This window comes from Liquorilactobacillus capillatus DSM 19910 (assembly GCF_001434915.1).
Lineage (GTDB): Bacteria > Bacillota > Bacilli > Lactobacillales > Lactobacillaceae > Liquorilactobacillus > Liquorilactobacillus capillatus.
The window spans coordinates 1-20,140 of sequence record NZ_AZEF01000012.1; the positions used below are offsets into that span (position 1 = coordinate 1).

Below are 20,140 nucleotides of genomic sequence, written 5' to 3' on the forward strand. Positions count from 1 at the left end.
CCTGCAGCCGGCATATTAATACCTAGTGTTGATAGGGTTTGACGGTTGCCATTGCAACATTATTGCATCAAATTGCTAGCTTTTGCAGCTGGCTTATTTTTTTGGTCAATTTTATCTAATGAATTTTCAATTTGTTGATCCAATTTCGCTTTATGTTCTTCTATCAAATAGGCATAAACTTTTGATGTTGTAGACATATCGGAATGTCCCAACCTTTTGCTTATTAAATATAGGTCGACATTATTCGCTAGCAGATATGCAACATGACTATGCCTTAAACTGTGAAAGTGAAATCCTTTTTTCTGAATGCCACTTTGCTTCATTATCTGTCTAAGCGTTTTGTTTACCGCACTTGAGCTTGGAATAGTTTTATATTGATTTTCAAATACCATCTTTGAGTCGCTTTTTAGTTCTTTCAGCAAATCCAAAAGAGAATCATTCACTTTGATAATACGTTTAGAACTGTCGTTTTTTGTTTCCTTGAATCCACCACCGTTGGTGTAGTCCCAAGCCTTATTGATATCTATTGTTTTCCACGTGAAATTAATATCATTCCAAGTGAGTGCCATAATTTCGCCTAGACGCATGCCAGTGTAGATTGCTGTTAATATCATATATCGTGAAGTGAAATGCTTTTGACGTCCACTTTTGAGCGCTGATACCAGTTTATTTATTTCAGCAATACTGAGATACTCAACTTTTACTTGCTTATCTTTATTCCAACTCAGCTCAACATTCTGAGTAAAATCTTTCGCTAACAGATTATCAAATATTGCTGATCTAACACACGCTCTGACAATTGAATTGAGTTTCTGCACAGTATCTTTCGCATGATTTGAACCATAAAAAGTAATGAATTTTTGGTAAGTAGGGCGCGTTATACTGCCTAGCTTTGTGTTCTTAAAATATTTTTTAATCACTTTTGATATTATTTTGTAGCGGCTGAGAGTTACGTTAGTTATTTTAGGCTGCTTATACGTTTTATACCATTCGTCAAAATAATCAGAAAAGGGTATATTTTTCGTTACTGCGATTCCTTGGTTTATTTTATTTTCGAAATCAGTAGCAAACTTAGTGGCATCACGTTGCAGTCTGAAACCAGATTTATATTTTTGCCTAAGCTTGCCATTCTCCCTCCAAGAAATACGAGCTGCATAGTTGCCCTTGCTAACCTTGATTATTCTTGCCATACTATTTTTCCTCCTTTATAATGAAATAGGGCATAATTGCCCCATAATTTATTACAGCAGCACATCCTTAACTTTGGTCGGTGGGGGATGTGTTTTTTATTAATTTAAGTTTAAAGTGAAATCATAAGTATGGCTAGAATTTTCATCTTCGTAATCATCTGTATCATAATTTGCATCGAATTTATAGCGGATAGTCTTTAATGACGAAACACTGCTGAGAGATTTAACCGGTATCGTTACGTCTCCAGATTTGTTAGCCCCTTTTGAAATTTCGCCGTCCCACGATTCGTCAGAATCAGCTTCATGTTGCTCACCATTACTATATATAGCTGTTCCTTGTGTTGGATAGATACTAATATCTCTAGTAGGAGATATTGTGAAATGGATTCTTACAAAGCCATTTACTTGAAATGTACCATCGTTAGCTGATTTGTATTTGTAGTCTTTGGCTAATTTGTACACCGTTACTTTGTCGACTTTAACAGATGTTCCTGCCCAATTAGAATCTGAAAAATTAGTTGAATAGGCTTTTGAATTAGCAACGTCGTAATCTTGATATGAAATCGTTATTTTCTTTGAACCATTATCTGCTGATGCAGAAGACTCACCTTTTTCTGCTTTTGTTGTTTTGTGTGCTGTAGCTTTACCAGATGCTGCAGAAGAACTCGTATCATTGTTTGAATTTCCTATCTGACTAAACCCAATAATTACAACAACAGCTACAACTAGCCAAAACCACACACGCTTATAGAAGGGCTTTTTCTCCTTAACCTCATATTGCTTACCATCTTCGCCCTTAATAGTTTTCTTTGCCATTTTGTTGGCCTCCTTGTTTGTCAGCTTTTAATGTCTTCAGGATTTGGACTAAGTATTTGTTAATAAAAAATATAAATCATTATGTACGTGTATCTGAGTTATGTTATATTTTACTCAGATACGAAAATGTTAAGTCCTAGTTATGATTGTCAGTCCTTGCTAGGGCTTTTTTATTTGCCTATAAATCACTCGTATATCTTATTGCTTTGCCTAATATCCTAGCCGGATGGTTCTTATCAGCAATGATAGGGTCAAATTCTGGATTGTCAGGCATTAAAAACATAGTGCCGTTGACACGCTTTATTCTTTTAAGCGTAGCTTCATTGTCCTCAGTCATTAAAACTGCAGCTATTTCACTATCTTCAACATCTTCTTGTAAACGTATTAATACTTTTGAACCATTAGGTATTGTTGGTTTCATTGAGTTGCCCTTGGCTTTTAAATAAAATAATTTGCCAGATGGTAAATCGTCTGCAGGCTCACTTATATACTCCTCTATGTTTTCTTCGGCTAGGATAGGATCACCGCAAGCGATTGTTCCTAATAATGGTATTTTTGTAATTTTCGTTATAGGTATTACATTATTAGGCATAGAACCTTTGACCAATCTAGGGTCAATATCACTCTTGTTAACGTTCAAAGCTTCTGAAAGTTTTTCTATAGTACCTATATTAGGTGTAGATCTTTTGGCAAAGTATCCAGATAACGTTGAAACTGGTATTCCTGTTTTTTCAGATAGTTCCTTTTGGGTCATTCCTCTACTATAGAATTTAAGGTTGTCAGAAATAGTTTTCCTGATCTCGATTTCCAATGGTGAAAGTTTGTTTCTAGGCAATATAATCATCTCTTTTCTATATTTACAATTATAACGACTTTATTCGATAAAAACAATATAAAAATATAAAAAATAACGAATTTAATCGTTGACACAACGAGTAAACTCGTTTATAGTTATAACCGTAGAAAGGAAGTGAAACATATGAATATCAAAAATAAAATTACCTTGGAAGCAGCACGTAGGAATGCTGGGTATTCACAAATTGATGCAGCAAAACTTATGGGGGTACACCCACAAACCATTTCAGCTTGGGAAAAAGATAGCACTAACTTGTCGATTCCAGAAGCAAACAAGATAGCTTCTATATATAAGATACCTGCTGACATGATTTTTTTTGGAAATAGAAACGAGTTTATTCGTAACTTGAGAAAAAGACAGTTAGTTAAGGAATAGAAAGGAAGTTTTAAAAATGAAAGAACTAATACCAACGCATCGTGACAACAACGGAAATATTTTAGTAAGTGGGCGTGATTTGCACAAGTTCTTAGAAGTAAGAGAAAAATATACTCAATGGTTTGAAAGGATGTCTGAGTATGGATTTGCTGAAAACGTTGATTTTACAAGTTTATCCGAAAAATCGGAAAAACCTTTCGGAGGGCGCCCAACGGTTGACCATGCTATGACAATTGACATGGCTAAAGAGATTTCAATGCTTCAACGGAATGAAAAAGGCAAGCAGGCTCGTAAATATTTTATATCTATTGAAAACAAGTATAAGCAGAGCCAACTTGATACAACCAATCTCAGCCCGGAATTGCAGATGTTTAACGGATTGTTTAAAGCTCTTGCTAAGAATGAGCTAGCAACTAAGCAGTTAGATTCAAAAGTCGACAGCATTTCTGAAATTGTAGCTGTATCAACAAAAGATTGGAAGAACGAAACTAATCATTTGATCAATAAAATTGCACGTCAGCAAGGGAATACAGGCGACGCACACAGAACTATACGAACTGATATATACGCAGATGTTGATAGACGTGGAGGAGTGAGCCTGAATATTCGGTTGACAAACTTGAAACGTAGAATGGCGCTTGAAGGAGCGTCTAAAACGAAACTCAGCAAAGTAAACCGTGTTGACGTTATCTCTCAAGATAAAAAGCTGATTGAGATTTACATGGCTATTGTTAAAGAGTTTGCAATTAAATACGGTGTTTGGAAAGACCAATATTAGAGGTTAGGGCGAATCGCCACCCCCTTTTATATAGGCCCTGCGATATTTTACGCAGACCTAGGGAGGAACGAATCGTTACCCCTTACGCATGATGAATAAGCATAGAAAGGAATGATCACATGGAAGCTCTTTTGAATGAGAAAGTATTGACTGGCTATTTGAAAGAGATGGTCGACAAATACGTAGGTGATTATCTGGACAGTCTAACAGTCTGGTGGGACATGGAGACATTCAACGAGCGGTGTGGATGCAGTAAGGGTCAAGCGTGGATTGTCAAAAATATTCTTGAACCATATAGGGATGAAATTGACGTGAGAAATGGTGGCTGGTGCAGATATTACTACGGGGGTAGAAGTAGCTATCAGTTCATTGCAAAAGAAGCTTGTGAATGGATTGAGAAACATGCTCATGAAATAGATTGGAGCAGTGAGTTATGACATACACAGCAATCGTTTTTGCCTGGGGTGCCTTCGTAGGCGTGGCAGTAACACTGATTTTGATTGGAGGTAGCAAAGATGAAAAAAATGGCAGTGGGATTTCTGATCGGCATGATGTTCGTCAAGATAGCGGGGCTTATGACCGTGTCAATCGGCTATGATTTAGCACTGCTCGCATTCTGCACAGTGTGTTTCATGGTCGGCGCTGTGTTGAGCAAGTGGGCGTATCAAAGTGAAAGGGGTGATAAGTGATGGCTGCATGGTTGGTCGTAGTCGTGATATTGATACTGGCGTTGCTGATTCAATATGTGGTCAATCCGATACTGACAAAAGTCAAAAATAAGGAGGAAGAAAAATGAAGTTTAAGGATTACTTTGCTGAGGCTATCAAGTACGGCGAGAGTTTAGGGTTCATTGATACAACTGATTCAAAGTGGTTTGTCCAACTGGGTGAAAGTAAAAAAGCAGTTGATGAAGCTGGCGAAGAATATCGCCCGACATTCATCGGAGTTTGGGACGACGAAGGAATTGAAATTGGAACTATTAATTTTGTCGAACCACAAATCACACCACAGCAACAGATCAAGCTAGTTTTAATGTTTGCTAACGCATATGAAAAATACCTGTCCGATGCAGAAACGTTGGGTGTTGATGAAGATGGCAATCTTATACCAGCATAAAAAAGAGCCCACGGCAATGGACTCCATAAAAAATATTAACTAACTAATTTTAACACAACGGAGGTAATTAATCATGGAACTAAAACAAGCGTTCGAGGTACTCGCAAAGCATTACGGATTAACTGCTGACGAGGTAAAAGAAGTGTTGGATATGACAACAGGAAAGAGGACAAGTAAATGACTTTAGAAAATAAAATACTTTCGAGTATGAGCAACTACTTAGCTAGCCAAGAGGTCACTAAAAAAATTGAAAATGCTGTAAAAAAAGCGACTGATGATGTGATTGAAGATTTGTTTACTAGCTATCAATCACCAGTTAAAGAAATCATTGATAAAAATTTACGTAGTGGTCTCTTGAAGCAAATGAAGAATACTGATTACTCGCAAAGCGTAGTATCACTTGAGTTGCTTGTTAGACAGGTTATCAAGCAAGCGTCCGCTGAAAATAATAACACGCTCAAAAGATTCAAAGATTGGGCTACTTTCGAGCCGCCGGAAAAAGTTAAAACATCTGAAATTTTTGGTAGGTATCTGAAATTTGTTGAAGAGAATATTGATACATCAGAACTAGAAGTTGAATTTGATGATGGTCCTTCATTTGATGGCGGAGTTGTGAATATGGAAATTGAAAGCTGTGATACTTCATCTAAAGTTAAGCTCACTTGTGAGAAAGACGATTCATTGGATCGCGAATTTGAAATATTCAATTTCAACAACACGGTTTGGCTAAGAGAAGGTAGTCCGAGCCTACGTATGGTTGATGAATTTGAGTTTTGGTTGAGAAATATTGAAGCTAATCAAGTAAGGATTGAAATTGATGAAACAGATGCAGAGGAAGATGTTGAAGTGCAGGAAGAACCAGAGCCGAATTATTAAGGAGGAGTAACCATGACAGTAAAAGAAGCGTACCAACGTGTTAAAGCAATGAAATTTTTCATCGGTCAGTTGTGGGTAAGCAACGAGCTAGTGCTAGAGAAAGCCTACGCTGACCTAGACAAAGCTGAGCAGGAATATAGCGAATTAGCGTTCGGAGGTGTGACTAATGTTACCAGCACAAGCGATTGACCGACACAAAGCTATCCAGGCGTATGAGGAACAGCAACACCTGTTTGCACCATGTGATCGCCCACAGCTTGATTACAAGGGCAATAAGATCATTTCCAATCGGAAGTACTATTTTTTCGAGATTAGCGGTGAGTGTGAAGCAGTGATTGATGATGATTTGCCAACGTATATCGCTGAAATCGTTGAAGACATGGACATTGAAGAAGTCAAAAATGTTATGAATTCGGCAGAAATAGAATACGTGGAGGTGGAGCTGTAATGGCAAACGAAGTGGCAGAAAAGAATGAAGTTGTTTATTTAGCTGGTAATGAGGAAGTAAAACTAAAGCCAAGTACAGTAAGAGACTTTTTAACATCAGGGAATGGAAACATTACTTCTCAAGAAGCATTTATGTTTATCAAATTGTGCGAGTATCAGCATTTGAATCCTTTCTTGAATGAGGCATATCTAATCAAATTTGGCAACAAGCCAGCACAAATCATTACTTCTAAAGAGGCGTTTATGAAACGTGCTGAATCACACCCAGCTTATAACGGAGTAAAAGCAGGGCTTATCGTTTTACGAAATAGTGATGTCAAATACACCAAAGGCGCATTCAAACTTCCGACTGACAAAATTCTTGGCGCGTGGGCTGAGGTGAATCGGAAAGATCGTGATGAACCGCATCACATCGAAATCAGCATGGAAGAATTTAGTAAGCAACAATCAACGTGGAAGTCAATGCCAGCAACAATGATTCGCAAAACGGCAATCGTTAATGCTTTGCGTGAAGCCTTTCCTGAGACACTTGGTGGAATGTATACAGAAGACGACAAAAATCCAAATGAGGCTGTGAAAGAATCTGAGCCAGTCGACGACAAAGCAGAAAGTGTTGTTGATGATTTAGTTAAAGATATTAAGCCTAAAAATGAACCTGCTGAAAAAGAAGGAGAGCCAAAAGAGTCAGAACAATATGAAGAACAAGAAACTACTTTTGAAGAAGTAAACAGCAAGGAGGCTGAAAAAGATGGCGACAGCAATAGCGAAGAGCAAACAAGCCTCTTCAAAGGGGCAACCATTCAACCTAACGTCTGACAATTATTACTCCGATGATGCCTCATGGCACTATCTTTCAAAAAGCTTATATAGCGAGTTTAAAAAGTGCGAAGCTGAAACAATAGCACGTCTTAAAAATGAATATAAGCCCGATACAGACATTAAAGCATTGTTGGTAGGCAATTATGTCCATTCATACTTTGAAAGCCGAGAATCGCACGATAGTTTCTGCAATGAACATGCTAAACAGATATACAAGTACGGGAAGCAAGAAAAAGGAATCAAAAAGGATTATGAGCTTGCTGACAAAATGATTGCAACTCTTGAAGAAGAACCACTTTTCCAGAAAGCATACATGCCAGGGGAAAAAGAAAAAATCGTCACTGGCGAAATTGATGGTGTGAAGTGGAAAGGCAAAATTGACTCATTGAACCTTGAAAAAAGATACTTCTGTGATTTGAAAACGACCGCAGATATTCATAAAAAGATTTGGAATCCAGAATATCGGCAATGGCAAAACTTTGTGCAGGCTTACGGATATTTCACACAGATTACATTATACAAAGAATTGATAAAACAAACTTTTGGCGTTGATTGCACTCCATTTATCTTTGCGGTGTCAAAACAAGCCACACCAGATAAGATGGCAATCAAATTTACTAGTGGTGATGATGTTGCTGAATTGAGTTATGCAATGACCGAACTGAAAGAAAAAGAACATCACATGTTGGCTGTTCTGAATGGAGAGGAAAAACCGACAATGTGTGGCAAGTGTGATTATTGTCGCTCAGTTAAACACTTAACGGATTTTGTTAGTGCAAGTGCAATTGAGGTGGAATAGATGTTTGGCAAAATATCTAGCATTAACGGAAATACCGTTCAGATTGTGTTAGACAATGTTTTAGATGTTTCCAAGGTAAATAGGCTAGCGGATGGCCAGAAACCAACAGTTGAATTGTCAGTGCCCGACAGTCGAAGAATAACGCCAGACCAACGTAAAAAAATATGGGCGCTGATACATGATTTGTGTCAACACACTGGTGATGTTCCAGATGAATGGGAAAAAATCTTTAAATTTAAGACTCACATTGATTTAGGTGTCAAACCGTTTAGTTTGTCTGATTGTTCTGTAACAGTTGCTAACTATATGATTCTGGAAATATTAGATTTCTTGTTTCAAGAAGACATTCCATTCAAAACGAAAACATGGGATTCAATACCTAATTATTTTCCTAAACAAATGTTAGCAATCAGACAACGGCAATGTGTAATCTGTGGTGCTCATGCTGATATAGCTCATTATCAGGCAGTTGGGAATCGTAAGCGTAGCATGGTGGATCACCGCAAGTTTTACTTTATGAGCTTGTGCCGAGTACATCACACTGAGCAGCACAAACTAGGCGTTATGAGTTTTTGTGAGAAATATCATATCAAGCCAGTCAAGTTGAGTGAAGAAGATTTAATCAGGCTAAACGTGATGACGCGTAAGCGAATGAATGAAATAGACGAGGAGAAAATAAAATGAATTCAGTTAATTTAGTTGGTCGTCTAACCAGAGATCCCGATTTACGCTACACAAATAGTGGCAAAGCAGTAGCAAGTTTCACTTTGGCAGTTAATCGACCATTCAAAAATCAAAGCGGCGAGCAAGAGGCTGACTTTATACGGTGCCAAGTTTGGAGTAAGAGTGCCGAAAATCTAGCTAACTACACATACAAAGGATCACAAATCGGAGTAAGTGGCAATATTCGCACTGGATCATACGAAAAGAATGGGCAAACGGTTTATACGACTGATGTAGTCATTGACCACTTTGACTTGTTGGATAGCCGTGGTTCGAATAATGAGCAAAGGAACAGTAGTTCAAAACAACGAAATAATAGTGCAGATCCGTTTGCAAGTGGCAGCGGTCAGGTTGATATATCTGATTCAGATTTGCCGTTCTGATTTGAGGTGAAAACATGGCGGATAACAAAAAATATTATTACTTGAAACTCAAAGATAATTTCTTTGAAAGTGATGAATTAAAGATGTTACAAAGCTTTAGCAGTGGCAAAAATGAAGGGTATATTTATTCGGATATTTTACTAAAAATGTACCTCAAAAGTCTTCAAAATGAGGGCGAACTGCTATTCAGAGGAGTTATACCATACAGTCCGGAGATGCTTGCAACAGTAACTAATCACAGTGTTAGTGAAGTTAAGGACGCGATAGAAAAATTTAAATCTCTAGGGCTTATAACGGTATTAGAAAACGGCACAGTTTTTATGAATGACATTCAGTTGTTTATAGGCAAGTCAAGCACTGAGGCAGATAGGATTAAAGCTTATCGCAACAAGTTAAATAATGTTAAAAAAATTGATGATGTACAAATGTACAACAAACGTACACCAGAGATTAGAGATAAGAGTTTAGAGATTAGAGATAAGAGAAAAGATAAACCCTCTCCGCCAAAGAAAACCACTTTGAGCGACAATTTCGATAAGCTTTGGTCACTCTATCCAAAAAAAGAGCGCAAGAAAGATGCTTTTAATGCTTATAAAAGAGTTATTAAAAAAGGTGTTACTAACAAACAGATACAAGATGGCATTGTTGCTTATAAGAAATACATTGAGGTTAAAGACACTGAAAAGAAGTTTATTGCACAAGGTGGCACTTGGTTTAATCAGGAACGTTGGAATGATGAATACGATTTAACTCCTGATCAAAAGAAAAGATACAACAAGTTTGCTGGCGAAAAAGATAGAAACAGCTATGAAGTTCCGTTTTAGGAGGGATAAGTGATGGAGAGTGTAGCAGAGGGAATTGAAGCTGCGAAAAAGATAGTCTTTGAAACCTTTGGAGTTAAATGTCCTGAATGTGGCGCTAATCTTTATCGACCAAAGGCATTTAATAAAAAAGGTGAAAAGATACCAGGTGCCTGCATGGATTGTGGGTACAGAGAACCATTAAAAGATGCCAAAAGAAGGACTATGAGTGGGCAAGACTTAACTATCAGCGCTTATATGAATGATGCTTATAAATATCTTAATAGCAATTCAATATTAAGCACGTTCAGCGTTTTTGATAACAAGTTCGATAATTACATCACGAGAGTGCCTAAAGAGCGTCAGGCGCTTGAATATGCTAAAGAGATAGCTAAAAAAATGGCTAGCGGTGAAAAAGTACATGCTATTTTGCTTGGATCTTCTGGATCGGGAAAAACACATTTAGCAACAGGAATCATGTACGACTATCTTAAACGCAAAAAATACTTGAATTATTATACTGACAAAAATGGAGATAATAAAACTAGAAAGTTGAAAGTTGTTTTTATAGATTTTCCAGAATTGATGTCTCAGCTGCAACTTGGAATAAATAATTCAGACGTCAGAAAAAGAGTTGATACCAGCGTTGAGGCAACTAAAAGCTGTGATTTAGTCATAATTGATGATTTAGGAGCTGAGCGTGATAGTGATTTTACTTTAAGCGTAATTGACACACTTCTAAGATCAACAGAAAACAAAAATATGATTATTACAACGAATTTAAGCGGTCAAGACTTGCCTGACAAGTATGGTGACCGTGCACTCAGCAGAATGAAAATGCATGGTGTAGGTAACTCATTCTCATTCAACGGCATCACGGACCATAGAGGTTAGAACATGAAAGACAAAACAGACGAATTAATCGCAGGAGCATTGAAGATAGTTGATCAAAAAATAGATGAGGGCGACTGGGCATATTTAGGATTTGGAGAGTGTGAAAGATGAATAACGATTTGATGTTTTCAACAAAAAAGAACAGTTGGGAAACACCTAATCAGTTTTTTGAAATGTTGAATAAACAACATAATTTTAATTGGGATCTAGCGGCAAGTAATCGTAATGCTAAGTGCTCTAAATATTATACAAAACATGATGATTCTCTCAAACAAGACTGGTCTAAATGTGAAGGAAATTTATTTCTTAATCCACCATATGGCAGAGAACTTAAAAAATGGGTAAAGAAAGCAGCTGAAACAAGATTGAGTTTGGGTCAACAACTTGTAATGCTGATTCCAGCCAGAACTGATACAAGTTATTGGCATGATTACATTTTTGGAAAAGCTGAAATTATATTTTTACGAGGTAGATTAAAATTTGAATTAAATGGCGTTTCAAAAGACGCTGCTCCATTTCCATCAGCTCTCGTTACTTATGAAGGAGGTAAGACACATGGTGGAAGCCGAAGTAGTCTACATTCCACAATTTCACAAGTATCTGCATTTCAACGATGATACGGCAGAGTGGGAGTGGAATGAATATAGTGCGACAGAAGTAACGCGTAAAAAGTTGCAATATATCAGCACGTTACCATTGTTCCGTGGAATAGACGTTTTTAAATTTTGGGAGGAAGCAGAATGAGCAATCTACTAGTAAAAAAACTTTGCGACTCAATGGAAAATAGGGGCTACACACTAACCGTTAATTCGCTGGTTTTCAAGTTAGTTAATGTTGATGGTGAACGTTGGACTTTTTTAGATGAGTTTGCACACAAGCTTTATAAAAGGTATCAAGGCGAGCCACTGACGAACGATGAAATAATGCGAGCTATTCAAATTTTTAGAGCAGAAGTTAGGAGACGTGAAAGCAAATGAGTAAGTACAAAGCTAAAGACAAGGTAGTAGTTAAAATAAAATACATTGACAAGAATGATGATGAATTTCCGTACGATGTCAACGAAAAACCTGATGGTAATAGTTGGATTGCTGAGAGTGACATTTTAGGCAAGCTTGAGGACTTTCAATCAAAGCCAGAAAAAATCAAGTTTACGCCTGAAATGAAAGAAGAGTTTGATGAGCTAGAACGATCTCTCAGCCTAATTAGTGCGTTAGATGAAGCTACAGGCGCGTTAGATTGTTGGCTTTTTCATAATAATCTAACAGAAATTGACAATCTCCATCAATGCCAGTTTGCTCGTGTGTGGGCTGATCCTTCGTTTATTGAAGTTGTTGAGCCAGAGAAACGCGAAATCAAAATAGGACGACAATACTTGCAACTAGGTCATTCAAATGTTTTTTTAATAGCAACTTTGCTGGATGGTACCGGTCGTAAAACTGAATTTACTCTCAATCAAGTCAAAGAAGCAGAAAAGCAACTCGGTATTCAAGGCTTACAAGCTAAATGGTTTGTAGCTGCAAAGGAGAGCAAGAATGAATAAGTTAACAAGTAGCGAAACAATGCTTAAATATTTGCAGCAAAGAATATATGACTTGTCGCTGAAAGCAAAAGTTGAAAGGTCGGCAGGTAATATCATGCAATACGCCACTTATAGCACACAGGTGTCAGTACTTAATGAAGTAGTTAAGCGGTTAACTAAGGGCGAGGTGAAATAAAGATGGACATATATTTCTTTTATAAGTTTTGCAATGAAATTGGCGTGCCTTGGCTTTTCTGGGTAGCGAATGGCGTTGGAATAGTGTTATTCATTTTGTTTACGGGTGCGACTCTTTACAGCTTTTTTAAAGATTGAGGTGTATGTGATGCTTGAACTAATAAAAAACACCTACCATCAAAGGTAAGCGCCCAACAAGATAATTTTAGCATAAAGGGGTGGAATGGTGTGGAGATAGAATTATTTGCTAATCTTGATAAAGAGAAAACTAAAAATGATGTAAATGAGCTCCTTTCTCAGTATCGACGTTTACTAAGGGTAGCTGGCACTAGATACGAGCCTAAAGTAACGACAACATACTCTTTAGAAATGAACTCACAGACTAACTTAATCAGAATACCGCAGGATACAGCACTGATTATGCAAGATGAAGCATTGCAGACGTTAATTGATATTCATAGTGCTTTTAACACTCTTAATCCGGAAGAGCGCAAGCTTATTTATGACAAATACCTTAGGAAGAATAGACTTTCGGACTATATGATCTATCCAAAATACGGTTGGTCCGAGGCGACATTCTATCGTAATCTAAAAGAAACTTTGGTTAAATTCGCGGAAGCTTTCAGACATGGAAAATTACTAGTTTTTAGCAAAATGAGTGATAATTGATTGAATGTTGAGTGAATTATGAAAGAACAATGATTGTTCAATGTTATAAAATGGTATTGTTCGAAAGTGTATGAGGGTACACTAAGCGAGCCTCCACTTTATATTTTAATTTGATGATTTTGAGTAGCGAGATACTTGTTGGTAAGTTGATGCCGGTTCGATTCCGGATCTCGTTGTTAAGTATATTATGGCATGTAATCGTGCGTATGATTACTTAAATGTACACAGATTTTCTCCTTTCGGGGCATTTGGCGTGCTAGTCGTGATACTAGCGGAGCAGTGACAGCAAAGAGCTGACGTGAGAGCAATACTCACTCACTGCATAGACGGTATCTTATATCCGTCGGAATTCTAGTTCGGGTGGCTACGTTATAGGCTGGCGGTTGTCGAGACCGTCTTACATATATTTTATTCAGCAGCTTAACGGCTGCTATTTTTGTGCGTAAAAAGGAGCTGATAGGTATGGACGAAGACCGTAAGAAATTAAATGAGGATCGCAAAAGAATTGAAGAAGACATGAAACGTGGGCTACTCAGTTATAAGCCGTCAACTTTCCTAGATGGCTGGACAGTTGGCGGTTTATAATGCCTAGAGTAAGACGATGCCGCTACCCATCATGTCATGCTATGGTCGAGTTTCCTAATCATTATTGCAGTGAACACTTTGAACATGAAGCAGAATATGTTGCTAGCCGACAGAAGTGGACGAACAGCAATAAGAGCAAAGCACAGTCACACAAGTACAACACAGTCACACGTAATCGCAGTGAAACGAAACGCGAGCAATACAATTTTTATAGGACAAGACAATGGTCACATCTAAGACAACAAGTTTTGGATCGTGACCATTATTTATGTCAATACTGTAGAGCAATCAGCAAGCTTACACCTAATAGTAAAACAGTGGACCATGTTGTACCTGTGGAAGCACGGCCTAATAGCAAAGCAGACATCAACAATCTGGCTGTGATATGTAGACAATGCCATCATAAGAAGACTGATTGGGAACGGAAGTATTACGGGACTGGTGATGGGAATACGTTGAAAGATGTAGAACCTATCACAGATATTAATAGGATTGTATTGATGATGAATAGAAAAGAGCATGACTAGTTGTCATACTCTTTAATGATATTCTTTATTGCTTTTTCAACAAGTCTTGACTGAGGAATCATAGTTCTGTCCGATAATTCCTTTAACTCTTTTAGTAGTTCTTCGTCAAGAGTAAATGTCATTCTTTTTTTCATATAACCACCTCGAGCTTATTATACAATACGAGTATTGCATTATCAATATTCAAGTTATATAATGGTACTATACAATATAAGTTAAGTAGGGTGTTGCATTATGTATATTAAAAAATGTACAATCTGTGGCAAAGAATTTAAAACGGATCACAGGAAAACAAAGACTTGTTCCAAAAGCTGTGCAAGTACGCTTAGATATAAAAGAAACGCTATGCAGCGTGAACAAGCATTCGCCAATAAAATATCGCTATTGCATCCTGGCGTTGAATATATCAGTGGGTTCAAGGCCAACGACAATCATTTTAATTATCGAGTATTGCTTATGTGCAAACAAACAGGCATTAAGTTTTATGCTTATGTCAGTGCAATTAGAAAAAAGAAATGGCATTGTTCTGTGTGCAGTCACTCAGCATCTATGTGCGTAATAAACAGTGATAGGGAAAAATACGATAGCCTAATGAACAAACATTTTACTATTGATATTTACATACCTTGCAGATTGTGTGGCAATGTTTTCCTTGCTCATTCAATGTGTAGATGCTATTGCTCAACTGAATGCAGGAAGGCAAAAGAAAACCATGACAAGAGTGCACGCAAAAGCAAACGCTATGAGCGAGCCAAAGCAAATGGGAAGTATGAAGCAATATCATTGCAACGGCTTTACATTAGAGACAAAGGAAAGTGCTATCTGTGTGGTAAGCATCTTGCACTGACAGAGGACTATAATAGAACAGATGCACCAACTATTGAGCATGTAATTCCAATATGCAAAGGCGGAACAAATACTTGGGAGAATGTTAAACTCGCTTGTCGAAACTGCAATGTTGAAAAAGGAATTAAAATATTGGGAGCATGAGCCCTTGAAATTTTTATCCCCCGCCTATTTTCAAAGTAGGAAGAGCCACACATTGCCATCGTCTTACAAAAAAGTTGAAATTTTGAATTTTTAGCTAGGGGGGGGGTGACCAGAATGGAGGGAATATTTTTTAGATGGTCAAAAATGTTTATTATAAGCAAAACGGTGGGCATCTATCAAAGGACCCTCCAAAGCAATTGAGTGCACTGGCTAAAGAGTGTTGGCGCAAAGTTGTACCTTTTTTAGAAAGTACAGGTAAGGTACAACGGATTGACAGTTCACTCGTTGAATTGTATTGCTCTCAGTATGGAATTTATCGAAAAGCATATGAGAGTGTTAAAAAAGATGGAATTCAAACCAAAACTTTTAAACCACTTCAAGACATGACGGGCAAAGTTATTGGAAAATATTTTACTGGGTATAAAAAGAATCCTGCTCTTGCCACAATGAAAGATTCTATCAATATGATGTCATCAATTGGATCAGAATTGGGATTATCGCCCAAATCTAGAGCAGAATTACTTAAGCTTGTTAAGAGCCAAAATAAAAAATCTGTTACTGATGGCATGAGGGAGTTCTTTGGAGGAAGTCATGAAGAAAATTGATTTAACACAATCACATGATGCTTTTGGAGTTTATAAGCAAATCGATTTTTCGAATATTGAAAAACGGTATAAAGACTATGGGACTAGATATGCTTTTGACGTTCTAAACAAAAAAGTTGAAGTTGGATATCTAGTTCAGTTAGCAGCGTTTAGACATTTGAGAGATTTGCAGAGAGAAAGCAATACTGATTTTAAATATCATTACTCAATTAGAGATGCTGAAAACCTTCTTAAATTTGCTTCGATAGCGCCTAATGTAGATACTGGAGAACCAACTAAACTTATGGACTGGCAACAGTTCATTTTTTGTATGCTTTTTGGGTGGAGAAACGCTGATGGTGGTAAGAGGTTCAGCCGTGGGATTGTGTCAGTTGCTCGTGGGCAAGGAAAGACTTACTTAATGGCAATTTTAATGTGCTATTCGTACTTTATTGAATCATTAGGACTATCTAACCAAGATTATTTGGTTGCAAGCATTAATTTCAAACAAACTAACAAACTTTTTGGATATATCAAAAACATGATGCGAAAAATTATTGAGGATGAACCTTTTAAAAGTTTTGCGGATGAAGTGGGATTGGCTATTCAAAATGACCAGATAATCATGAAAAAAACTAATAATATTCTTCGAGCAATTAGCCATGAATCGGGGCAATATGACTCTTTTCATTTTACTACAGCTGTTTTTGATGAAATTGGCGAAATAAAATCACGTGATAAAATCTCTAAGATTATTTCAGGACAAGTTAAAGTGCCTAATAGACAGTTTATTCAAATATCGACGTCATATCCTGATCCAAGTGTACCGTTTCATGATGATCAAAAAATGATTCAACAAGCGATGGAACAAGATTGGAATAGAGAAGCTGATACTTATTTAGGACTAATATGGGCACAAGATTCGCTTGAAGAAACGTTTAAACCTGAAATGTGGGTCAAATCGAATCCGCTACTTTATTTAAAAAGCGAAAAGAAAGTATTAATGCAAGGCCTACTAGATAAAAGGGACAGCGATATGCTTTCAGGCAATGTAACTGATTTTCAAAATAAGAATCTGAATATTTGGTTGCAAGAGTCAACAAATAGTTTTTTGAAGTTATCAGATATTGAAAGAGCGATTATTCATAGCTTTGATATCAAAGGTAAACAAGTCTATATAGGCTTTGATTATTCAATGTTTTCTGATAATACGGCTATAGCTTTTGTCTATCCTTATGAGAACAAGTGGCACATTCAGCAACATTCATTTATTCCTTGGCAAAAGGCCGGTTCAATAGAGGCTAAAGAAAAACAAGATGGTATAAATTATCGTGAAATGGAGCGTAAAGGGTTCTGTACAATAACAAGCCATCCACAGGGACTAATAAATGATGAACAGGTCTATAGATGGCTTTTGGATTACGTTGAGGAGAATGATTTACAAGTTGTTTTCTTTGGATATGACGCTTGGGGAGCAACTAGTGCTATTAAACAAATGGAAATTAATACTAGTTGGCCGCTTGAAGCTATCAGACAAAGAACTAGTGAATTAAAAGATCCAACCAAATTCTTACAAAAAGGTTTTGTTGAAGGAACGATAACGAGGCTTGACGACAAAATTATGGAAAAGGCATTGATAAATGCGCAAATTGTGGAAGATAAAATTGGCATTCAAGTTGATAAAGCCACTGCAACATTAAAGATTGATGTTGTCGATGCAATTATAGATGCTTTATTCCAAGGAATGTATCATTTTGAAGACTTTGGGATTGCTAACGACAAATCTAAACAAGTTGAGTTAATGACAGAGCAACAGGTTGTTGATTGGTTTAATAGTCCAAGTTCGGGATTATCAGATGATTAGGAGGTGATTGAATGATTTTTAAGTCAATATTGGCGTTAATTTGGCATTATTTTGACGTAATATGCTTCATTTTAATGACTTTTGCAGTTGTTTATGCAGTATTTACAGATTTACGTTGGTTATCAGTTGCCTTTTTATTTCTTGCCTGGGGATTTGGTTCAGAACTAATCTCCGGTGGGAAAGGAGGTGGTAATTAATGCCTATTTTCAAGCCTAAAGTTTTTGATAGTTTAGAAGTGGGACAGCAAAGTATTCCGTTTAGCGATCCAGACATTATCAATTTTTTAAGTCCAGGTACACCAAGCAAATATGTAAGTGCGAGTGAAGCTCTACAGAACTCTGATGTTTATTCAATTGTGATGCAGCTTTCTGGAGATTTAGCAACAATAAAGTTAAAGGCAGACAAAACACGATCACAAGGCATATTAGATAAACCTAGCGTAACGTCTAATACACATTCGTTTTGGCAGTCTATGTATGCTCAGCTTTTAATAGGTGGCGAAGCTTTTGCTTATCGGTGGAGAAATTTAAATGGAATTGATTTGAGGTGGGAATATTTAAGGCCGTCGCAGGTTAGCCCTTTTTTGTTAGAAGATGGGTCAGGCTTAATTTACAATGTTTCGTTTGATGAACCACAAATAGGAGTCATTCAAGCAATACCACAGTCTGACATAATTCATATTAGATTAATGAGTAAAAACGGTGGAATGACTGGAATGAGTCCTTTGTCGGCTTTAGCAAATGAAATGAATATCAAAAATTCATCTGATAAATTGACACTCGCTGCGCTTGCACAATCTATTATTTCACCAGGTGTTTTGAAAGTTAATAAAGGCGGATTGCTTGATGCAAAGCAAAAATCTGCTCGATCAAAACAATTTATGCAGCAAGTTAACAATTCAAATAATGGGCCAATCGTAATTGATGATTTGGAGGATTATACTCCACTCGAAATCAAATCTAATGTTGCTGCACTATTGAACCAAGTTAATTGGACATCAACACAAATTGCTAAGGTTTACGGCGTACCAGATAGTTATTTGAATGGAAGCGGAGATCAACAGTCTAGTTTGGAAATGACAAGTAAGTTTTATGTGACTGCTCTTAATAGGTACATGCGTTCCATCTTAAGTGAACTTAACGATAAACTTTCAGCCAACATTAGTGCTGATATTAGGCCAGCAGTTGATCCACTGGGAGACTCATTTGCTACTACTCTTTCAGGCCTTGCTAAAGATGGAACTATTGGCTCTAATCAAGCAACATGGGTATTACAGCAAGTAGGATATTTTCCTAATGACATGCCCGAAGCTAAAAAAAATCCCGTTCAACAGTTAGTGATTGGAAACCAATCGAAGGGAGGTGATAATAATGCCGAAGAAAGTAATGATTAAAGGGGATGTAGTTGATGATAAAACAGCTGCATTTTACCAATTTTTTGGAATGCCAGCTGTTTCCCCCTCTGGGGTTGCAGATGCTTTAAACAGTGATGATCCTAGTTCAGATGTTGAAGTCGATATTGCTTCTAATGGTGGAGATGTTTTTGCAGCCAGCGAAATTTACACGATGCTTAAAGGGGTTCAAGGAAATGTTACAGTTAACATTCAAGGATTAGCAGCTTCTGCAGCTAGTGTGATTGCAATGGCCGGCGATAAAGTTAATATTTCCCCAACCGCTCAAATCATGATCCATAAAGCTTGGTCACAGCAAGCTGGTAATTCCGATGATTTGAATCATGAGGCAAATGTTCTGAACGGAATTGATCAGTCAATTGCGTCGGCATATGAAGCAAAAACCGGTATGAAACAATCCGATTTATTACAACTTATGTCAAATGAAACATGGCTAACGGCTAAAGATGCAGTTGATAAAGGCTTTGCTGATGAAATTATGTTTGCTAATGAAAATCAGTTGCAACCGGTCAATGCTATTTCACATATACCCTCGAAAAAAGCTATTAATAAGTTTATGAACTTATTCATTAAGCATAATAACATGGAGTCTGATGCAGATGATGATGGAGATAATAATTTAAACCAAGCAATCAATCCGCTTTATGCCGAAGGGTCAACCGTTAAAGTCTTAGCAGATCATATGCCTGGCATGGAGGGTGCCGTTGGAACTGTTAAACATGCGTATAACGGCAACACTTATATGATTGATTATCAGCCGACAGACGGTTCACCAGAGGTTTTGGATCATAAATGGGTTACGGAAGATGAACTAACTGAACCAGATCCAATAGAAAACGAAACTAATAGTCAGCATGCTAATTCTCTAAAAAAAAGCAAACTGGCTATTTTATTTGGAAAAAAATAATAAAAGGGGGACATGTA

At 37.1% G+C, this 20,140-nt stretch carries 32 protein-coding genes; 28 read left to right on the plus strand and 4 right to left on the minus strand.

The window, feature by feature from the left end; all coding sequences use genetic code 11:
* Positions 1–59: 59 nt before the first annotated feature.
* The 3 genes from FC81_RS02810 to FC81_RS02820 form a co-directional block, all read right to left on the minus strand.
* On the minus strand, positions 60–1,190 hold the full coding sequence (locus tag FC81_RS02810; protein ID WP_057742821.1) for a tyrosine-type recombinase/integrase: 1,131 nt from the start codon (positions 1,188–1,190) through the stop codon (positions 60–62).
* A 99-nt stretch (positions 1,191–1,289) separates the two neighbouring features.
* Positions 1,290–2,006 carry a hypothetical protein gene (locus FC81_RS02815; protein ID WP_057742822.1) on the minus strand — a complete coding sequence of 239 codons (717 nt, stop codon included), beginning with the start codon at positions 2,004–2,006 and terminating at the stop codon, positions 1,290–1,292.
* Positions 2,007–2,184: 178 nt separating this feature from the next.
* Entirely contained in the window at positions 2,185–2,841 is a 657-nt protein-coding gene (locus tag FC81_RS02820) for a LexA family protein (RefSeq protein WP_187327405.1), read from the minus strand.
* A gap of 144 nt (positions 2,842–2,985) precedes the next feature.
* Between FC81_RS02820 and FC81_RS02825 the strand changes: the two genes are divergently transcribed.
* The 22 genes from FC81_RS02825 (at position 2,986) to FC81_RS02910 (ending at position 14,367) form a co-directional block, all read left to right on the plus strand.
* A complete protein-coding gene (locus FC81_RS02825; RefSeq protein WP_057742826.1) occupies positions 2,986–3,237 on the plus strand; it encodes a helix-turn-helix transcriptional regulator in 252 nt (83 codons plus the stop codon).
* Positions 3,238–3,253: 16 nt separating this feature from the next.
* Positions 3,254–4,015, plus strand: coding sequence for an antA/AntB antirepressor family protein (locus FC81_RS02830; RefSeq protein ID WP_057742827.1), 762 nt, complete (start codon positions 3,254–3,256; stop codon positions 4,013–4,015).
* Between the two features lie 119 nt (positions 4,016–4,134).
* A complete protein-coding gene (locus FC81_RS02835) occupies positions 4,135–4,452 on the plus strand; it encodes a DUF771 domain-containing protein (RefSeq protein WP_057742829.1) in 318 nt (105 codons plus the stop codon).
* Positions 4,449–4,613: a hypothetical protein gene (locus tag FC81_RS10850; RefSeq protein WP_157054680.1), complete on the plus strand. Its 165-nt coding sequence runs from the start codon at positions 4,449–4,451 to the stop codon at positions 4,611–4,613. The genes FC81_RS02835 and FC81_RS10850 overlap by 4 nt, the downstream gene beginning before the upstream one ends.
* 194 nt (positions 4,614–4,807) lie before the next feature.
* On the plus strand, positions 4,808–5,131 hold the full coding sequence (locus FC81_RS02840) for a hypothetical protein (RefSeq protein ID WP_057742830.1): 324 nt from the start codon (positions 4,808–4,810) through the stop codon (positions 5,129–5,131).
* 177 nt (positions 5,132–5,308) lie between these two features.
* Positions 5,309–6,007 carry a hypothetical protein gene (locus FC81_RS02845; RefSeq protein ID WP_057742831.1) on the plus strand — a complete coding sequence of 233 codons (699 nt, stop codon included), beginning with the start codon at positions 5,309–5,311 and terminating at the stop codon, positions 6,005–6,007.
* Between the two features lie 12 nt (positions 6,008–6,019).
* Positions 6,020–6,196, plus strand: a complete 177-nt coding sequence (locus FC81_RS10855) for a hypothetical protein (RefSeq protein ID WP_157054681.1) — start codon at positions 6,020–6,022, stop codon at positions 6,194–6,196.
* Positions 6,174–6,455, plus strand: coding sequence for a hypothetical protein (locus FC81_RS02850; protein ID WP_057742833.1), 282 nt, complete (start codon positions 6,174–6,176; stop codon positions 6,453–6,455). Before FC81_RS10855 ends, FC81_RS02850 begins: the two co-directional genes overlap by 23 nt.
* Positions 6,455–7,270 (plus strand): phage recombination protein Bet, encoded by an 816-nt coding sequence (bet, locus tag FC81_RS02855; RefSeq protein WP_083478724.1) that lies wholly within the window; start codon positions 6,455–6,457, stop codon positions 7,268–7,270. Before FC81_RS02850 ends, bet begins: the two co-directional genes overlap by 1 nt.
* Positions 7,203–8,072, plus strand: coding sequence for a PD-(D/E)XK nuclease-like domain-containing protein (locus FC81_RS02860; RefSeq protein ID WP_057742835.1), 870 nt, complete (start codon positions 7,203–7,205; stop codon positions 8,070–8,072). Before bet ends, FC81_RS02860 begins: the two co-directional genes overlap by 68 nt.
* Positions 8,073–8,756 carry a putative HNHc nuclease gene (locus FC81_RS02865; RefSeq protein WP_057742836.1) on the plus strand — a complete coding sequence of 228 codons (684 nt, stop codon included), beginning with the start codon at positions 8,073–8,075 and terminating at the stop codon, positions 8,754–8,756.
* Positions 8,753–9,178, plus strand: a complete 426-nt coding sequence (locus FC81_RS02870) for a single-stranded DNA-binding protein (RefSeq protein WP_057742838.1) — start codon at positions 8,753–8,755, stop codon at positions 9,176–9,178. The genes FC81_RS02865 and FC81_RS02870 overlap by 4 nt, the downstream gene beginning before the upstream one ends.
* 14 nt (positions 9,179–9,192) lie before the next feature.
* A complete protein-coding gene (locus tag FC81_RS02875; protein WP_057742840.1) occupies positions 9,193–10,002 on the plus strand; it encodes a phage replisome organizer N-terminal domain-containing protein in 810 nt (269 codons plus the stop codon).
* Positions 10,003–10,014: 12 nt separating this feature from the next.
* Entirely contained in the window at positions 10,015–10,872 is an 858-nt protein-coding gene (locus tag FC81_RS02880) for an ATP-binding protein (RefSeq protein WP_057742841.1), read from the plus strand.
* Between the two features lie 107 nt (positions 10,873–10,979).
* Positions 10,980–11,489, plus strand: a complete 510-nt coding sequence (locus tag FC81_RS02885; protein WP_083478725.1) for a phage N-6-adenine-methyltransferase — start codon at positions 10,980–10,982, stop codon at positions 11,487–11,489.
* Positions 11,428–11,616: a hypothetical protein gene (locus FC81_RS10860; RefSeq protein WP_157054682.1), complete on the plus strand. Its 189-nt coding sequence runs from the start codon at positions 11,428–11,430 to the stop codon at positions 11,614–11,616. Before FC81_RS02885 ends, FC81_RS10860 begins: the two co-directional genes overlap by 62 nt.
* Positions 11,613–11,849, plus strand: coding sequence for a hypothetical protein (locus tag FC81_RS02890; RefSeq protein WP_057742842.1), 237 nt, complete (start codon positions 11,613–11,615; stop codon positions 11,847–11,849). Before FC81_RS10860 ends, FC81_RS02890 begins: the two co-directional genes overlap by 4 nt.
* Positions 11,846–12,412: a hypothetical protein gene (locus tag FC81_RS02895; protein ID WP_057742844.1), complete on the plus strand. Its 567-nt coding sequence runs from the start codon at positions 11,846–11,848 to the stop codon at positions 12,410–12,412. Before FC81_RS02890 ends, FC81_RS02895 begins: the two co-directional genes overlap by 4 nt.
* Positions 12,405–12,587, plus strand: a complete 183-nt coding sequence (locus tag FC81_RS02900; protein ID WP_057742846.1) for a hypothetical protein — start codon at positions 12,405–12,407, stop codon at positions 12,585–12,587. The genes FC81_RS02895 and FC81_RS02900 overlap by 8 nt, the downstream gene beginning before the upstream one ends.
* A gap of 227 nt (positions 12,588–12,814) precedes the next feature.
* Complete coding sequence (locus FC81_RS02905; RefSeq protein ID WP_057742847.1) at positions 12,815–13,255, plus strand: ArpU family phage packaging/lysis transcriptional regulator; 441 nt, start codon at positions 12,815–12,817, stop codon at positions 13,253–13,255.
* Between the two features lie 462 nt (positions 13,256–13,717).
* Entirely contained in the window at positions 13,718–13,840 is a 123-nt protein-coding gene (locus tag FC81_RS11220) for a hypothetical protein (protein ID WP_268871904.1), read from the plus strand.
* Positions 13,840–14,367, plus strand: coding sequence for an HNH endonuclease (locus tag FC81_RS02910; RefSeq protein WP_057742848.1), 528 nt, complete (start codon positions 13,840–13,842; stop codon positions 14,365–14,367). Before FC81_RS11220 ends, FC81_RS02910 begins: the two co-directional genes overlap by 1 nt.
* On the opposite strand, the gene FC81_RS10725 is transcribed toward FC81_RS02910, so the two are convergent.
* On the minus strand, positions 14,364–14,501 hold the full coding sequence (locus tag FC81_RS10725) for a ribbon-helix-helix domain-containing protein (RefSeq protein WP_083478727.1): 138 nt from the start codon (positions 14,499–14,501) through the stop codon (positions 14,364–14,366). The genes FC81_RS02910 and FC81_RS10725 overlap by 4 nt on opposite strands.
* Positions 14,502–14,601: 100 nt before the next feature.
* On the opposite strand from FC81_RS10725, the gene FC81_RS02915 reads away from it, so the two are divergent.
* The 6 genes from FC81_RS02915 (at position 14,602) to FC81_RS11250 (ending at position 20,123) form a co-directional block, all read left to right on the plus strand.
* Positions 14,602–15,357: an HNH endonuclease gene (locus FC81_RS02915; RefSeq protein ID WP_057742850.1), complete on the plus strand. Its 756-nt coding sequence runs from the start codon at positions 14,602–14,604 to the stop codon at positions 15,355–15,357.
* A gap of 134 nt (positions 15,358–15,491) precedes the next feature.
* The gene (locus tag FC81_RS02920; protein WP_057742852.1) at positions 15,492–15,962 is read left to right on the plus strand and encodes a phage terminase small subunit P27 family; all 471 of its coding nucleotides are present in this window, start codon (positions 15,492–15,494) and stop codon (positions 15,960–15,962) included.
* Positions 15,949–17,805, plus strand: a complete 1,857-nt coding sequence (locus FC81_RS02925) for a terminase large subunit (protein ID WP_057742853.1) — start codon at positions 15,949–15,951, stop codon at positions 17,803–17,805. The genes FC81_RS02920 and FC81_RS02925 overlap by 14 nt, the downstream gene beginning before the upstream one ends.
* Before the next feature lie 11 nt (positions 17,806–17,816).
* Positions 17,817–18,002: a DUF1056 family protein gene (locus tag FC81_RS02930; protein WP_057742855.1), complete on the plus strand. Its 186-nt coding sequence runs from the start codon at positions 17,817–17,819 to the stop codon at positions 18,000–18,002.
* Positions 18,002–19,198 (plus strand): phage portal protein, encoded by a 1,197-nt coding sequence (locus FC81_RS02935; protein ID WP_057742857.1) that lies wholly within the window; start codon positions 18,002–18,004, stop codon positions 19,196–19,198. The genes FC81_RS02930 and FC81_RS02935 overlap by 1 nt, the downstream gene beginning before the upstream one ends.
* A complete protein-coding gene (locus FC81_RS11250; RefSeq protein WP_083478728.1) occupies positions 19,176–20,123 on the plus strand; it encodes a head maturation protease, ClpP-related in 948 nt (315 codons plus the stop codon). The genes FC81_RS02935 and FC81_RS11250 overlap by 23 nt, the downstream gene beginning before the upstream one ends.
* Positions 20,124–20,140 lie beyond the last annotated feature (17 nt).

Bases quoted from the DNA above. Each gene is read 5' to 3' on its own strand.
- FC81_RS02810 (WP_057742821.1), bottom strand. From the start codon at position 1,190: ATGGCAAGAATAATCAAGGTTAGCAAGGGCAACTATGCAGCTCGTATT.
- FC81_RS02815 (WP_057742822.1), bottom strand. From the start codon at position 2,006: ATGGCAAAGAAAACTATTAAGGGCGAAGATGGTAAGCAATATGAGGTT.
- FC81_RS02825 (WP_057742826.1), top strand. From the start codon at position 2,986: ATGAATATCAAAAATAAAATTACCTTGGAAGCAGCACGTAGGAATGCT.
- FC81_RS02830 (WP_057742827.1), top strand. From the start codon at position 3,254: ATGAAAGAACTAATACCAACGCATCGTGACAACAACGGAAATATTTTA.
- FC81_RS02835 (WP_057742829.1), top strand. From the start codon at position 4,135: ATGGAAGCTCTTTTGAATGAGAAAGTATTGACTGGCTATTTGAAAGAG.
- FC81_RS10850 (WP_157054680.1), top strand. From the start codon at position 4,449: ATGACATACACAGCAATCGTTTTTGCCTGGGGTGCCTTCGTAGGCGTG.
- FC81_RS02840 (WP_057742830.1), top strand. From the start codon at position 4,808: ATGAAGTTTAAGGATTACTTTGCTGAGGCTATCAAGTACGGCGAGAGT.
- FC81_RS02845 (WP_057742831.1), top strand. From the start codon at position 5,309: ATGACTTTAGAAAATAAAATACTTTCGAGTATGAGCAACTACTTAGCT.
- FC81_RS10855 (WP_157054681.1), top strand. From the start codon at position 6,020: ATGACAGTAAAAGAAGCGTACCAACGTGTTAAAGCAATGAAATTTTTC.
- FC81_RS02850 (WP_057742833.1), top strand. From the start codon at position 6,174: ATGTTACCAGCACAAGCGATTGACCGACACAAAGCTATCCAGGCGTAT.
- bet (WP_083478724.1), top strand. From the start codon at position 6,455: ATGGCAAACGAAGTGGCAGAAAAGAATGAAGTTGTTTATTTAGCTGGT.
- FC81_RS02860 (WP_057742835.1), top strand. From the start codon at position 7,203: ATGGCGACAGCAATAGCGAAGAGCAAACAAGCCTCTTCAAAGGGGCAA.
- FC81_RS02865 (WP_057742836.1), top strand. From the start codon at position 8,073: ATGTTTGGCAAAATATCTAGCATTAACGGAAATACCGTTCAGATTGTG.
- FC81_RS02870 (WP_057742838.1), top strand. From the start codon at position 8,753: ATGAATTCAGTTAATTTAGTTGGTCGTCTAACCAGAGATCCCGATTTA.
- FC81_RS02875 (WP_057742840.1), top strand. From the start codon at position 9,193: ATGGCGGATAACAAAAAATATTATTACTTGAAACTCAAAGATAATTTC.
- FC81_RS02880 (WP_057742841.1), top strand. From the start codon at position 10,015: ATGGAGAGTGTAGCAGAGGGAATTGAAGCTGCGAAAAAGATAGTCTTT.
- FC81_RS02885 (WP_083478725.1), top strand. From the start codon at position 10,980: ATGAATAACGATTTGATGTTTTCAACAAAAAAGAACAGTTGGGAAACA.
- FC81_RS10860 (WP_157054682.1), top strand. From the start codon at position 11,428: ATGGTGGAAGCCGAAGTAGTCTACATTCCACAATTTCACAAGTATCTG.
- FC81_RS02890 (WP_057742842.1), top strand. From the start codon at position 11,613: ATGAGCAATCTACTAGTAAAAAAACTTTGCGACTCAATGGAAAATAGG.
- FC81_RS02895 (WP_057742844.1), top strand. From the start codon at position 11,846: ATGAGTAAGTACAAAGCTAAAGACAAGGTAGTAGTTAAAATAAAATAC.
- FC81_RS02900 (WP_057742846.1), top strand. From the start codon at position 12,405: ATGAATAAGTTAACAAGTAGCGAAACAATGCTTAAATATTTGCAGCAA.
- FC81_RS11220 (WP_268871904.1), top strand. From the start codon at position 13,718: ATGGACGAAGACCGTAAGAAATTAAATGAGGATCGCAAAAGAATTGAA.
- FC81_RS02910 (WP_057742848.1), top strand. From the start codon at position 13,840: ATGCCTAGAGTAAGACGATGCCGCTACCCATCATGTCATGCTATGGTC.
- FC81_RS10725 (WP_083478727.1), bottom strand. From the start codon at position 14,501: ATGAAAAAAAGAATGACATTTACTCTTGACGAAGAACTACTAAAAGAG.
- FC81_RS02915 (WP_057742850.1), top strand. From the start codon at position 14,602: ATGTATATTAAAAAATGTACAATCTGTGGCAAAGAATTTAAAACGGAT.
- FC81_RS02920 (WP_057742852.1), top strand. From the start codon at position 15,492: ATGGTCAAAAATGTTTATTATAAGCAAAACGGTGGGCATCTATCAAAG.
- FC81_RS02925 (WP_057742853.1), top strand. From the start codon at position 15,949: ATGAAGAAAATTGATTTAACACAATCACATGATGCTTTTGGAGTTTAT.
- FC81_RS02930 (WP_057742855.1), top strand. From the start codon at position 17,817: ATGATTTTTAAGTCAATATTGGCGTTAATTTGGCATTATTTTGACGTA.
- FC81_RS02935 (WP_057742857.1), top strand. From the start codon at position 18,002: ATGCCTATTTTCAAGCCTAAAGTTTTTGATAGTTTAGAAGTGGGACAG.
- FC81_RS11250 (WP_083478728.1), top strand. From the start codon at position 19,176: ATGCCGAAGAAAGTAATGATTAAAGGGGATGTAGTTGATGATAAAACA.